The organism is Streptomyces sp. NPDC000941, from assembly GCF_053599555.1.
This window is the reverse complement of record NZ_JBSFMM010000268.1, coordinates 1-13580: the sequence shown is the minus strand read 5'-3', so window position 1 is coordinate 13580 and position 13580 is coordinate 1. Positions and strand designations below refer to the sequence as shown.

Sequence of the window (13580 nt, the reverse complement as noted above, 5' to 3'; positions counted from 1 at the left end):
AGCCCGGGGTGGGAGACGCATGGCACAGGCCGCAGACACAGCGCGGACCATCATCCTGACCGTGGACGACGACCCTGGAGTGTCCCGTTCCGTAGCCCGCGACCTGCGGCGACGCTATGGCGCAGGGTATCGCGTGGTGCGCTCGGAGTGCGGGGAGTCCGCCCTTGACGCGCTGCGGGAGCTCAAGCTGCGGGGGGACGCCGTCGCGGTGATCCTCGCCGACTACCGCATGCCGCGGATGAACGGCATCGAGTTTCTGGAGCAGGCGCTCGACATCTACCCCGGTGCCCGCCGTGTGCTGCTGACGGCCTACGCGGACACCGACGCGGCCATCGACGCGATCAATGTCGTCGACCTCGACCACTACCTGCTCAAACCGTGGGACCCGCCCGAGGAGAAGCTGTACCCGGTCCTGGACGATCTGCTGGAGGCCTGGCGGACCAGCGAGCACCGGCCGGTGTTCACCACCAAGGTCGTCGGACACCGCTGGTCGGCGCGCTCATCGGACGTACGGGAATTCCTGGCCCGCAACCAGGTGCCGTACCGCTGGTACTCGTCCGACGAACCGGAAGGGCGGCGGCTGCTGTCCGCGGCGGGCGAGGACGGGCTGCGGCTGCCGCTCGTGGTCACCCCGGACGGCACCGCGCTCGTCGAGCCCGAGGACCGGGACCTCGCCGCCCATGTGGGTCTGGCGACGACACCGGCGGCCGACTTCTACGACCTCGTCATCATCGGCGGCGGACCCGCCGGGCTCGGGGCGGCCGTGTACGGGGCCTCCGAGGGGCTGCGGACGGTCCTGGTGGAGCGGTCGGCGACCGGTGGCCAGGCGGGTCAGAGCTCGCGGATCGAGAACTACCTCGGCTTTCCGGACGGCGTTTCCGGGGGGCAGCTCACGGACCGGGCCCGCCGCCAGGCGGCGAAGTTCGGCGCCGAGATACTGACCGCGCGCGAGGTCACCGGGCTGGAGGTCAACGGCGCGGCACGCATCGTCCGGTTCTCGGACGGCTCCGCGATCGCCGCGCACTCCGTGATCCTCGCCACCGGCGTGTCGTACCGGGAGCTGGAGGCGCCCGGGGTGGCCGATCTGACCGGGTGCGGGGTGTTCTACGGCTCCGCGCTGACCGAGGCGACCGCCTGCCAGAACCATGACGTCTATATCGTCGGTGGCGCGAACTCCGCCGGCCAGGCCGCGATGTATCTGGCCCGGGGCGCCAAGTCGGTCACCCTCGTCGTGCGCGGGGAGTCCCTGTCGTCCTCGATGTCGCACTATCTCGTCCAGCAGGTCACGGACGCGCCCACGATCTCGGTCCGTACGAACACGGTGGTCGAGGCCGCCCATGGCGCGCGCCAGTTGGAGCGGCTCACCCTGCGCGACACCACGACCGGCCACAGTGAGCTCATCGACGCCCAGTGGATGTTCGTGTTCATCGGCGCGGCCCCGCTGACCGACTGGCTGGGCGACACCGTGCTCAGGGACTCCCGCGGATTCATTCTGACCGGCCCCGATCTGACCCCCGACGGCCGCCCGCCGGCCGGCTGGGAGCTGGACCGGCCGCCGTACCACCTGGAGACCAACGTCCCCGGGGTGTTCGTGGCGGGAGACGCGCGGGCCGAGTCCGCCAAGCGCGTCGCCTCCGCCGTCGGAGAGGGAGCCATGGCGGTCATGCTGGTGCACCGGTATCTGGAGCAGTCATGAACGAATTGCGGTGCGACCCGGGGGAGATCGGCTCCCTGTTCCTGTTCGAGAAGCTGTCCCCCGAGCAGCTCGCGCGGCTGTGCCACGACGGCCGGGTGCAGGGGTTCGAACCGGGACCGGTGTACGCCGAAGGCGAACCGGCCACCTGCTTCTATGTACTGCTCGAGGGGAAGCTCGTGCTCTCCCGCCGGGTCGGCACCGAGGACGTGGAGGTGAACCGGAGCTCCAGCCGCGGTGTGTACGCGGGAGCGTTCCACGCCTATCTGGGCGACCGCGTCCAGCAGGTGTACACCAGCTCGCTGCGGGTCGTCGAGCCGTCGCGGTTCTTCGTGCTGCCCGCCGAGACGTTCTCCGGCATCATGCACGACTGGTTCCCCATGGCGGTCCATCTGCTGGAGGGGCTGTTCTTCGGCAACAAGAACACCCAGCAGGCCATCGGGCAGCGGGAGCGGCTCCTGGCTCTCGGCTCGCTGACCGCGGGTCTCACCCATGAGCTGAACAACCCGGCCGCGGCGGCGGTGCGCGCCACTTCGGCGCTCAGGGAACGGGTCGCCGGGATGCGCCACAAGCTCGGCGCCATCGCGGCGGGCCCGTACCGGCGGGACACCCTGCAGATCCTCGTCGAGGTCCAGGAGCGTACGGCCGAGCGCGTCGCCAAGGCCACCGCCCTGAGCCCGCTGGAGACCGCGGACCGTGAGGACGCCCTCTCCGACTGGCTGGACGACCACGGCATCGAGGACGGATGGCGGCTCGCGCCGACGTTCGTCCAGGCCGGCCTGGACACCGACTGGCTGGACAACGTGGCGGCGGCGGTAGGCGAGGACACCCTCCCAGGGGCCGTACGGTGGCTGAACTACACCGTCGAAACCGAGCTCCTGATGAACGAGATCGAGGACTCGACCACCCGCGTCTCGGGCCTCGTCAACGCGGCCAGGCAGTACTCACAGCTCGACCGGGCCCCCTACCAGGTCTCCGACGTGCATGAACTGCTGGACAGCACCCTGCTGATGCTCTCCGGGAAGATGGGCCCACGCATCACCGTCGTCAAGGACTACGACCGCACGCTGCCGAAGATCCCCGCATATCCCGGCGAGCTCAATCAGGTATGGACGAACCTGATCGACAACGCGGTCTGCGCGATGAACACCATGGACGGCCAGGGCACTCTGACCGTGCGTACGGTGCGCGACGGCGACCAGCTGCTCGTGGAGTTCGGCGACACAGGGCCGGGCATTCCCGCGGATATCCGCGACCGCGTCTTCGACCCCTTCTTCACCACGAAACCGGTGGGTCAGGGCACCGGGCTCGGCCTGGACATCTCATGGCGCATCGTCGTCAACAAACACCACGGCGATCTCCGCTTGGAGTCCGCCCCGGGCGACACCCGCTTCCAGGTGCGCCTCCCGCTGACCGCCACCGACCTCGATGCCGCGCAGTCCGGCACCCCTCAGTCCGACACCCCGCAGTCCGGTACCTCACAGGAGCCCTCATGACCACGCAGAACGGACTGGACACCTCGGTGCCGCCGAGTGGCACCGGTTGTGTCGAATGTGACGCCGTCGACGGATGGTGGTTCCATCTGCGGCGCTGCGCGCAATGCGGCCACATCGGCTGTTGCGACGATTCGCCCGCGAAGCACGCGACCGCGCATGCCACGGCCACCGGGCATCCGCTGATCCGCAGCTTCGAGCCGGGCGAGGGCTGGTTCTGGAACTACGAGACCTCCGAGCTGTACGAGTCCGGGCCGCCGCTGGCCCCGCCGGAGAGCCACCCGGCCGACCAGCCGGTGCCCGGCCCCGCGGGGCGGGTGCCCGAGAACTGGGCTCAGACGCTGCGCTAGCCCCCAGGGTGCCCCGGGGCGCTCCCGGGGCGCCCCCGCCTGGATCAAGCCACGTCAGTGCTGTCAGAACCATTGCACTGGGGACGCAGATCTTGTTAGCTTGCGCCCGCCGTAAAAACGATTCAATCGGCAGATTCGATCAGCGACACGGCGGGAGTCCCTTTATGGCAGTCAGCCGTCGGACCTTCGTACGCACCGGCATGACCGGAGTCGCCACCGCGGTCACCGCGGGCTGGCGGGTCGGCGACGCCGTCGCCCGGACATCGCCGCGGCGCCCGGGCGGAATCGACCGGCACGCGCTCGTATCGCGCCACGACGTGGTCCGCACCGCCAGCAATCCCCTGACCCCGCTGCAGGTGGGCAATGGACAGCTGGCGTTCGGCGCCGATGTGACGGGGTTGCAGACCTTTCTGCCCTTCGCCACCCTGTCCGACTGGGGCTGGCACAGCGATCCGCTCCCGGACGGCCAGACCCCGTCGGACTTCGCCGGGCAGATCTGGGACACCCATGGCCGGCCGGTCCGTTACGACATCCCCGATCCGCAGCACCCGGAACTCTCCGACTGGCTGAGGGCGAACCCGCATCGGATCAATCTGGCCCGCATCGGCCTGAGGCTGCTGCGCGCCGATGGGACCGAGGCGGTCGAGGCCGATCTGAGCGGCTGCCACCAGCGGCTGGACCTGTGGACCGGAACGCTGCACAGCCGGTTCACCCTGGAGGGCAGCCCCGTCACGGTGCGGACGAGCTGTGGCCCCGATCTGGACGCGGTGGCCGTACGGATCGACTCGCCGTTGGTGGCCGACGGCCGGCTCGAGGTGTTCATCGACTTCCCGTACGCCAATGGGGCGGAGAAGTTCTCCGCGCCCTTCGTCGGCGTCTGGGACCGCCCCGAGGCGCACACCACACGGCTGCGAACGCGCGGGCCCCGCCGCGCGGACATCACCCATGAGCTCGACGACACCCGCTACACCGTGGGCCTCGTCTGGCAGGGCGGCGGGGAACGGCCGTCGCGGGCCGACGGCCATCCGCACCGGTATCTGCTCCGCGGTGGCGCGGGCACCCGGCTGGAGGCCACCTTCCTCTTCGCGCCCCGGCCCTCCCCCCGGGTGCCCAGCGCCACGGCGGTCGAGGCGGCGACGGCCAGGGCCTGGCCGGCGTTCTGGCGCTCCGGCGGGGCCCTCGACCTCTCGGAGAGCACCGATCCCCGGTGGCGGGAGCTGGAGCGCCGGGTGGTGCTCAGCCAGTACCTGCTGGCGGTCAACGAGGCCGGCAGCACCCCGCCCCAGGAGTCCGGACTGGTCAACAACGGCTGGTACGGCAAGTTCCATATGGAGATGTACTGGTGGCACGCCGCGCACTACGCGCTGTGGAACCGCTGGCCGCAGCTGGACCGCGGCGTCGGCGTGTATGAAAGCCTCCTCGACTCGTCCCGGGAACGCGCCCGGCTCCAGGGTTACCAGGGCGCGCGCTGGCCCAAGATGACCGATCCCGGCGGCCGCCAGTCGCCCGGCGAGATCAACGCGCTGCTGCTCTGGCAGCAGCCCCATCCGATCTTCCTCGCCGAACTGGACTATCGAGCCCACCCGACCCGCGCGACCCTGGACAAGTGGCGGGATGTCGTCTTCGCCACGGCCGAGTTCATGGCCTCGTACGCCTTCGAGGACGCGGGCCGCCAGGTGCTGGGCCCGCCCCTGCATCTCGTCTCCGAGAACAGCGACCCCAAGGTCACCGTGAACGGCGCCTTCGAACTGTCCTACTGGCGCTTTGGACTGCGGCTTGCGCAGCGGTGGCGCGAGCGGCTGGGGCGCCCCGCGGACCCCGGCTGGCAGACGGTGCTCGACGGCCTTGCGCCGCTGCCCGTGCAGGACGGGGTGTATGTGGTGTACGAGGGGGTGCGCGATATGTGGACCGAGTACATCTACGACCACCCCTCGCTGGTCGGCCTGTACGGCTGGCTGCCGGGGCACGACGTGGACGCGACGGTCATGCGCGCCACCGCCCGCAAGGTGTGGGAGGTATGGGCCTGGGACGCCGCCTGGGGCTGGGACTTCCCGATGCTCGCGATGAACGCGGCGCGGATGGGCGAGCCGGACCGCGCCGTCGACTTTCTGCTGCATGAGAAGTTCGGGTTCGACGACGCCGGGATGCCGCTCGGCGGCTCCCGGGTCGCCACGCCGTACTTCCCGGGCGCGGGCGGACTGCTCTACGCCGTGGCCCTGATGGCCGCCGGGTGGGACGGCGCCGGGGGCGATGCGCCCGGCTTCCCGTCCGGCGGGCGGTGGCGCGTGCGGTGGGAGGGGCTGGCACGCGCCGTGTAGGGCCGGAACGGTTGACTCAAGGTTTTCTGGCCACGCCGCCGTACATCGAGACATCCGCATCCGACAGCTTGCCGAGCGCCGGGTCGTCGGGGCGCCAGCGGTGGATCGGGACCAGTCCCGGCTCGACCAGCTCCAGTCCCTGGAAGAACTGTTGGATCTGTTCCTTGGGGCGCTGCTGCACCGGAACCCGCGATGCCGCGTAGACGTCCGCCGCGCGCTTCATCTCCTCGGGAGCGAAGTCCGAGGTGCCGTAGGTCAATGCCAGGTAGCTTCCGGAGGGGAGGGCGTCCACCAGCTCGCCGAGGATGGCGTAGTGATCGTATTCCGGGGGGACGAAGTGCAGGATCGAGATCATCATCAGCGCCACCGGCTTGCTCAGATCCAGCGTCTCCAGCAGCTCAGGGGCGGTGAGTATGGAGCGGGGTTGTCGCAGATCGGCCTCCGCGTAGGCGGTCATTCCCTGCGGGGCGCTGGTGAGGAGGGCGCGGGCGTGCGTCAGCACGATCGGGTCGTTGTCCGTGTAGACAATGCGCGCCTCGGGGGCGATTTCCTGGATGACCTGGTGGAGGTTGGGGGAGGTGGGAATTCCCGTCCCGATGTCTAAGAACTGTCGAATCCCGGTCTCTTCGGCGAGCATGCGCGCCGATCGGCGCATGAAGTACCGATTGTTCCGTGCGATGGTGCGGGCGTGCGGCAGGACGGCCAACACCTTTTCGGCCGCCTCTTGGTCCGGGGGGTAGTTGTCCTTCCCGCCCAGGAAGTAGTCGTACATGCGCGCGGAATGCGCACTTCCAGTGTCGATCTCATGGGCCGACCAGCTCATCCGGGACAGTGCCCCTCTCCGTTCTGTCGAATACGCGATGTTGCGGTCCGGTCCGCCCACATCACAAGGTCACGGCGCGAAGCCATGTGGGGGAAACTCTCGCATCAATCGCTGGGCCGCCGCTTCCAATTGGCGTTGTTTACGGAATCCGGCCCGGATCATGGCCGCCAAGGCCACCTCCAGGAGGGTGAAGAAGGTGGCGGGGACCAGCAACACCATCTTGTCGGTGGCGATGGCCTGCACGACCATCCCGACGACGCCCAGCAGTACCACCGCCATGACCGGCACCAGCTTGCCCAGCTTGCGCTCGCCCTTGATCATCGCGGCGTGGTTGCGGGCGGCGCGGGCGCTGCGCCCGTGGAACGCCGGGTGCGCCTCGGCCACCTCCCAGGGCGTACCGGGCGGCAGCGCCTCGAACCGTACCGCCGGGTCGGGGTCGGGGACGAAGATCCGCCGGCGGACGGACTTGCTGCCCAGGGTGCGGGCGTAGCGGTAGCCGTAGGCGGTGGCCAGTTGGATGGCCTGGTCGGGCAGGAGTTGCGTATTGGCGATCGCAACCTCGGGCCGGCCGTCGAACAGCGGCGCGTACTGGGCCCGCCGCCGCTCCCCGAGGCGGGATACGCGCTGGGAGAAGGTGCCGCTTTCGCCACTCATCATGTGCTCCGACTGTCAAGGGGTAGGCCCGGGACAGAGCGCACATTATCCCAGGTCCGCGGGGTGAGCCGGAGCGGGGCCGGTGCTGCGGCGTCGGCATTGAAACGTCCCGGACTGAAACGTCCCGGCCGCCGCTGCGTATCTGCTGTCACGGGATCGCCCGCGCCCTGACCACCCGCCACAGTCAAGGAACTGCCCCATGAACACGTCCGGTTCTCTCGGTTCTCTCGGCGTCACCGGCCTGGGAGTGATGGGCCGCAACCTGGCCCGCAACTTCGCCCGCCACGGCTACCCCGTCGCCGTCCACAACCGCTCCGTGAACCGCGTCCATGCGCTCATCGAAGAGTTCGGCCACGAGGGCACCTTCATCCCGGCCAAGACGGCGGAGGAGTTCGTGGCCGCTCTGGAGCGCCCCCGCCGTCTGGTGATCATGGTGCAGGCGGGCGCGGCCACCGACGCCGTCATCGACGAGTTCGCCCCGCTGCTCGAGCCCGGGGACATGATCATCGACGGGGGCAACGCCCACTTCAGCGACACCCGCCGCCGCGAGGCCGCACTGCGCGAGCGCGGCCTCCACTTCGTCGGCGCCGGCATCTCCGGGGGCGAGGAGGGCGCCCTCAACGGCCCGTCCATCATGGTCGGCGGCTCGGCGGGGTCGTACGGTGTCCTCGGCCCGATGTTCGAGGCCATCAGCGCGAAGATCGACGGCGAGCCATGTGCCACCCATATCGGCACCGACGGGGCCGGACATTTCGTCAAGATGGTCCACAACGGCATCGAGTACGCCGATATGCAGCTCATCGCCGAGGCGTACGACCTGCTCCGCCAGGTCGCCGGATACACCCCGGCCGAGATCGCGGACATCTTCCGCACCTGGAACGAGGGCCGGCTCGGCTCCTATCTGATCGAGATCACCGCCGAAGTCCTGGCCCACACCGACGCCGACACCGGCGGCCCCTTCGTCGACGTCGTCGCCGACGCCGCGGGCCAGAAGGGCACCGGCCGCTGGACCGTGCAGACCGCTCTCGACCTGGCCTCCCCCGTCACGGCCATCGCCCAGGCCACCTTCGCCCGCGCCGCCTCCGGCCAGGCCGAGCTGCGCGCCGCCTACCGCGGTCTGCCCGGCGGCACCACACCGCCGCTCAGCCGCTCCGAGGCCGCGCGGTTCACCGCACAGGTCGAGCACGCCCTGTACGCCTCCAAGGTCATCGCGTACGATCAGGGCTGGAAGATGATCCAGGACGCGGCGGCCGAGTACGGCTGGAAGATCGACCTGGGAGCGGTCGCCCGGATCTGGCGCGGCGGTTGCATCATCCGCGCCTCCTTCCTGGACCGCATCCGCGCCGCGTACGCCGCCGATCCGGAGCTGGTCAGCCTGGTCGGCGAGAAGAGCTTCGCCGCGGAGATCACGGACGCCCAGGTGCCCTGGCGCGAGATCGTGGCCTCCGCCGCCCGCCGCGGCATCCCCGTCCCCGCCTTCTCCACGGCCCTCGCCTACTACGACACCCTGCGCGCCGACCGCCTGCCGGCCGCGCTTCTCCAGGGCCAGCGCGACTACTTCGGCGCCCACACCTACCGGCGCACCGACCGCCCCGGCACCTTCCACACCCACTGGTCCCACCCCGACCGCCCGGAGACCACCGGCTGAACCTCAGGGCACCCCGGGTGCGGCCCCGGACATCGCCGTCCGGAGCCGCACCGTCGTCCGCCGCACCGCGCTCAGCGCAGCGGCATCGGGTCCTTGACGCCGCTGCGCGCGGCGGGCATCGCCGCGCCGTGAAGGCTGCCCGACGCCCCGGTGCCCACCGCCGCGGGCGCCGAGGCGATCACGCTCGCGTTGCCGAGCGCCCGTACGGTGCCGGGGTCCAGACGGGTGGCGCGGGAGCGGATGTTGGTGCCGGTGACATGGGACCAGTGGTGGATGATCCGGTCCATGACCGGGCGCAGCTGCGAACCGCGGGTGTAGAAGTACTCCGGCTGCTGGGTCGGCTCCAGCCTCCGCTCGATCGAGTACAGCAGCAGCGAGACATCCGGCCCGAGTTGCAGGAACGACCGCGAGTCCTGATGTGCATCCAGTTTGACCCGGGCGCCGAGCCGCCGCAGCCGCTCATGCGGGGTGCTGGCGGTGGCCCGCAGGTCCCGCACCACCGGGCTCTCCCAGCTGACCGCCAGGTGCAGCCAGGACAGGAAGGTCACCGCGACGAACTCCTCGTGCGCAAGCCCCGCCTGCGAGGGGCCGCGCCGGTCCAGCATGACGTCCCCGATCTCCTGGACCAGGTCCTGGATACGGAAGTCGTCCGTCGGATTGGCGCCCGAGGTGTTGCTGGAGTGCTGGATACCGATGGACACCTCCTCCAGCAGCTGCCCGAAGAGCACCGGGAAGCGGTTGTTGGCGACATCGGTGCGGTGGTACGGATACGCCCCGGGCTTACCGCCACGGCCGTGGTTCAGATCGAGCCCGAGCAGCCGGTGGTAGGCGTTGCGCCGGACGGCGTCCGCGTCGGGCCGCAGCTCGCCGGTGACGGCGAGCACGGAGAACGGGCCGGGGTCGCGGAAGAACAGCCGCTCGGTCTGGTCCAGCCACTGCAGGGTCTCGGCGGACGGCGTGTTGAAGTTCTCGGTGTTGAAGAAGGACACCAGGATGCGGCGGAAGATCTCCAGGATCCGGGTGTTCTCCAACATGTAGGCGTAGACGAGATGGTCGGTCTTCTCCGGCAGCGGCAGCTCGGTGCCCTGGAAGCTCGTCAGCACTCGTCTGGCGTTCTCCTGGGCCTCGCGGGCGTACGCGGGGTCCCGTACGGGGAAGGACTCGCTCTTCTGCTGCCAGGTCGCCTCGACCAGCGAGGCCAGATCGCCCGCCGTCTGCCGCGAGATGAACTCCGCCACCTGCGCGAATGTCTTCTTGGGCTGGGAAGCCGCCAGCAGGGCGCCGGCTAGTTGCATGAACACGGGTCGGTCACCTCTCGGGAGTCAGGACATCGGCGGACAGGGAGAGCCTGCGGCGGGAGACGGTCGTGTCCGGGCTGTACGTCCGTGTCTCGCCCGCCGTGTCCTTGTAGACGACGCTGCCGGTGACGGCGAAGGGGCCGGGCCCTTTCGGGATGCTCACGGGGGCCACGAGATAGCCGCCCGGGGCCACGGTGGGCTTCTGCCCGCCCGGGTAGGTGTACTTCTCCACCCCGTCGATCCTGATCGAGACCTTGAACGCCTCGGGCTTCGACGGCGAGTTCACCACATGCGTGATGACCTGCGCCTGCAGCTCGACCGCGTCGCTCCAGCGGGTGGCGAACGGCGGATACGCGGGGGTCGGCTTGCGCCCGGCGATGGCGTCGTGCGCAGTCAGGAACTCGGCGTACAGGGAGTTGAACGAGGCCGCGCCCAGCCTCTCCTCGTCGGTGAGCTCCTGCCGGGCCAGCCGCCGCGGCAGCAGCCGCAGCTGGTCGACGATCTGCTGCAGCGGGTTGGGGGCCGGTTCGGCCACGACGGCCATGGCAGTGCCTGACTCGATCGATTTGGGTGTGCCGGTGATCGGTTTGGGTGTGTTCGTGTTGGTCATGTTCAGCCTTTCCTGCCGAGCGCCAGCAGCCAGTTCTCGAACTCCGCGCGTGCCTGCTGTGCGTCCGGGCCGTCGAGTGACAGCCGCAGGCAGCCCAGGGCGAGAATCCGGAGTGGTTCCGCATCGGCCCAGTAGTCGGATGTGTAGAGCGCGGGCCCGCCGCGTCGGGCCAGGGCGGCCAGCTCGCCGGGCGACACCCGGCCGGGGTCCAGCAGCTCCGCGAGCGGCCGGCCGCGGAAGGCGGACGCGGACTGGCGCAGACACGCCCGCGCCAGATGGGGGATCACCGGTACGGCCCGCCGCAGCGCGTCCCGGCGCTCCGTCGGCAGGTCGTCGAGCGGGTACGAGCGCAGCCAGGCGCGCTCCATGTCGTCCCAGGGCCCGCTGCCGTACCAGTCGCGGCACATCGCGGCGCCGAGCAGGACGCGCAGATACGCGGGCGGATGCGGGTCGCCCACCAGGATGGTGGTCACGGCCTGCGGCGGTCCCGCGATGACGTCGTGCAGGGCGGCCAGCGCCGCGTAGCCGGTGTGCGCGAAGGCGTACGCGTCCGCGGCGATCTCCTGCGCCCACCGCGCCCAGGCATCGGCGACGTCCTCGCCGCCCGGTCGGGCGGCGGTGTACAGCGCGCGGGCCAGTTCCTCGTTCCAGCCAAGCTGGAACGCGACCTGGTGGCCGGTCTCGTGGATGAGCGCGGTCGGCCGGAGCAGATTGTGCCGGGTGATCTTGATGGCTGCCACCGGGCTGATCGCCGCCGGATCCCACAGCCGCACCCCCGCGCGGAGGATCGAGGCCCCCATCCCCTTGTCGATGTAGGTGAGCACTTCGGGCACGGGCTGCCCGAGGCGCGGCAGGACCGCCGTCATGCTACGGACGGCGAGATAGTCGCAGGCGCGCAGCAGTGCGGCCAGCCGCTGCCCGGTACGGGTGTTGACGGCGTCGCCGTAGAAGTCGGCGACGGTCTCCACCCGCTGGATGTCGCGGCGCACCGCCACCACACCCCGGCGCACGGCCTGCACCTCCTCGACCGTACGGGCCCGGGCCAGCGCGCCCGCGAGCGCGCGTGTCTTCGGGCGCAGCCGGTCCACGGCGCGCTGGAGTTCGGAGCGCAGGGCGAGGCCGAGCCGGTGTTCCAGCGAGGCCCAGGCCGCCGCCGACGCGAAGTTCTCCGGCTGGGCCAGCCCCTCGGTGGCGGCGGTCCAGTGTGCGAGCTGCCGGGCGGTCTGGACACGCAGCGCCGCCGTGTCCGGTCCCTCCTGCGCTGCGGTGGCGGTGGCTGTGGCGGTGTCGTCGGCAGCGGCGGTGTTGGCGGGTTGCGGGGGCGCCTCGACCGGTACCGCTCTAGGCCTCGGCCGGAGCGTGTCAACCACGGTGGCGGCCCGCCTTGACCTCCACCTTGGCGGCGGGCTCGGCGGCCAGCGCGCCGATGGCCCGGGACACCTCGGACCGGGAGGGCAGCCGGCGCCCCAGGATGCCGGTGACGATCCCGACCAGCGGGGCACCGGGCAGGGTGACGACCAGCGTGACCCCGTCCCGCGGATCCTGCAGCGCGCGGACGAACTCGTCGACACGGCCCTTGAAGTACTGCGCCAACGCCTGGCCCGCCGCCCGCTTCAGCCCCTCCGCGATGGCCTCGCGCAGCCGTGGCGGGAGCGACGAGACGAACTCCTCGCCCTCGTCCGCCGGGGACAGGTGGGAGGACTGTTCGTGCGCCTCACGGAACACCCGCACATTCCGGCCCTCGCCGCCGAGCAGCGCCGTCGCCGTGGACTCGGCCAGCGCGGAGGCGAGAGCGCCGAGGAAGGGGCCCACGGCGGGCGGTGTGCCCGCCGACCGCAGAATCTCCTGCGCCCGCTCCTCGGCCAGGTGGAGCGCGATGGTCAGGCTCTCCTGGCCGGCCCGGGCGTCCACGGTGACCTGCGCCTCGGTGGGCCTGCGCAGCTGCTCGGGCGCCTCCGCGCCACCGCCCGCGGCCCGGGCCGGGTCCGCGCCCGACTGCCGGTCGGCGAGCTCGATACCGTACAGCCGCACTCCCCTGGGCAGTTGGCGCCCCCTGACGACCTTCGGCACCTGCGCCATGCCGAGCCCTGGGTGGCCGAGGAGCGAGTCGGCGGCCTGCCGGGTGAACGGGAGCAGGGCCAGCAGCCGGGCGCCGCCGCGGCCGGCGCCGCGCTGCTCGGCGGCCTGGATCTGGCGCGCCCAGGTGTGGGCGCCGGCCTCGTACAGATGGATCTTCAGCCGGACCGGGAAGGCGCGCACCCGGAACTGGTCGCGCAATACCGTGGCCAGCGGTGTCCCGCCGCCGGTGCGCAGCGTGGCGGCCTGTTTGGCGCCGACCTCCACCTCGAAGACGCGCGAGTACTTCTTGTAGCGCAGCTGCCCCTTGGCGCCGCGCGGCAGCGGCACCCACATGCCTTTCACCCCGCGGGCCTCCGTTTCCTCCAGGTCCTCGCGCAGGAGGGTGGAGGGGATGTTCGCGGCGGCGGCGACGTTGAACGCCTTGCCCGCGGCGGCCTCGAGGCGCACCGGGTCCTCCAGCTCCTCGGTGGGGAGCTGGGCGAGCTGCCGTACGGTGTCCTCGGCGGTGGCGGGGGGCGCGGGCGCCGCCCGGCCCGACCGGGCCACCCCGGCGGGGGCCCAAAGGAGAAGAGAGGGGGGGGGTAGCCCCGAGGGCCGGGCGGAGAGGAAAGGGG

The 13580-nt window shown here is 71.0% G+C and carries 11 protein-coding genes; 5 read left to right on the top strand and 6 right to left on the bottom strand.

Translation table 11 applies throughout. The annotated features are described in order from the left end of the window. Positions 1–19 precede the first annotated feature (19 nt). The 4 genes from ACWDSL_RS46715 (at position 20) to ACWDSL_RS46700 (ending at position 5854) form a co-directional block, all read left to right on the top strand. Positions 20–1696, top strand: coding sequence for an FAD-dependent oxidoreductase (locus ACWDSL_RS46715; protein ID WP_450494992.1), 1677 nt, complete (start codon positions 20–22; stop codon positions 1694–1696). Then, positions 1693–3189, top strand: a complete 1497-nt coding sequence (locus tag ACWDSL_RS46710; protein WP_450494990.1) for an ATP-binding protein — start codon at positions 1693–1695, stop codon at positions 3187–3189. The genes ACWDSL_RS46715 and ACWDSL_RS46710 overlap by 4 nt, the downstream gene beginning before the upstream one ends. Further along, a complete protein-coding gene (locus ACWDSL_RS46705) occupies positions 3186–3536 on the top strand; it encodes a UBP-type zinc finger domain-containing protein (RefSeq protein ID WP_450494988.1) in 351 nt (116 codons plus the stop codon). The genes ACWDSL_RS46710 and ACWDSL_RS46705 overlap by 4 nt, the downstream gene beginning before the upstream one ends. A gap of 164 nt (positions 3537–3700) precedes the next feature. After that, positions 3701–5854 (top strand): hypothetical protein, encoded by a 2154-nt coding sequence (locus ACWDSL_RS46700; protein ID WP_450494986.1) that lies wholly within the window; start codon positions 3701–3703, stop codon positions 5852–5854. Between the two features lie 16 nt (positions 5855–5870). On the opposite strand, the gene ACWDSL_RS46695 is transcribed toward ACWDSL_RS46700, so the two are convergent. Together ACWDSL_RS46695 and ACWDSL_RS46690 are read right to left on the bottom strand one after the other, a co-directional pair. Continuing rightward, positions 5871–6677: an SAM-dependent methyltransferase gene (locus ACWDSL_RS46695; protein ID WP_450494984.1), complete on the bottom strand. Its 807-nt coding sequence runs from the start codon at positions 6675–6677 to the stop codon at positions 5871–5873. Between the two features lie 69 nt (positions 6678–6746). Further along, positions 6747–7334: a hypothetical protein gene (locus tag ACWDSL_RS46690; RefSeq protein WP_450494982.1), complete on the bottom strand. Its 588-nt coding sequence runs from the start codon at positions 7332–7334 to the stop codon at positions 6747–6749. A gap of 196 nt (positions 7335–7530) precedes the next feature. On the opposite strand from ACWDSL_RS46690, the gene gndA reads away from it, so the two are divergent. After that, a complete protein-coding gene (gene gndA, locus ACWDSL_RS46685; protein ID WP_450494980.1) occupies positions 7531–8979 on the top strand; it encodes an NADP-dependent phosphogluconate dehydrogenase in 1449 nt (482 codons plus the stop codon). A 71-nt stretch (positions 8980–9050) separates the two neighbouring features. Here the strand turns inward: gndA and ACWDSL_RS46680 are convergent, their stop codons facing one another. The 4 genes from ACWDSL_RS46680 to ACWDSL_RS46665 form a co-directional block, all read right to left on the bottom strand. Beyond that, positions 9051–10280 (bottom strand): hypothetical protein, encoded by a 1230-nt coding sequence (locus ACWDSL_RS46680; protein ID WP_385619689.1) that lies wholly within the window; start codon positions 10278–10280, stop codon positions 9051–9053. Positions 10281–10287: 7 nt separating this feature from the next. Continuing rightward, the gene (locus tag ACWDSL_RS46675) at positions 10288–10887 is read right to left on the bottom strand and encodes a hypothetical protein (RefSeq protein ID WP_450494978.1); all 600 of its coding nucleotides are present in this window, start codon (positions 10885–10887) and stop codon (positions 10288–10290) included. Between the two features lie 2 nt (positions 10888–10889). Next, complete coding sequence (locus tag ACWDSL_RS46670) at positions 10890–12257, bottom strand: hypothetical protein (RefSeq protein WP_450494977.1); 1368 nt, start codon at positions 12255–12257, stop codon at positions 10890–10892. Continuing rightward, a partial coding sequence (locus ACWDSL_RS46665) for a hypothetical protein (RefSeq protein WP_450494975.1) occupies positions 12250–13580 on the bottom strand: 1331 nt, incomplete at its 5' end. The genes ACWDSL_RS46670 and ACWDSL_RS46665, both read right to left, overlap by 8 nt.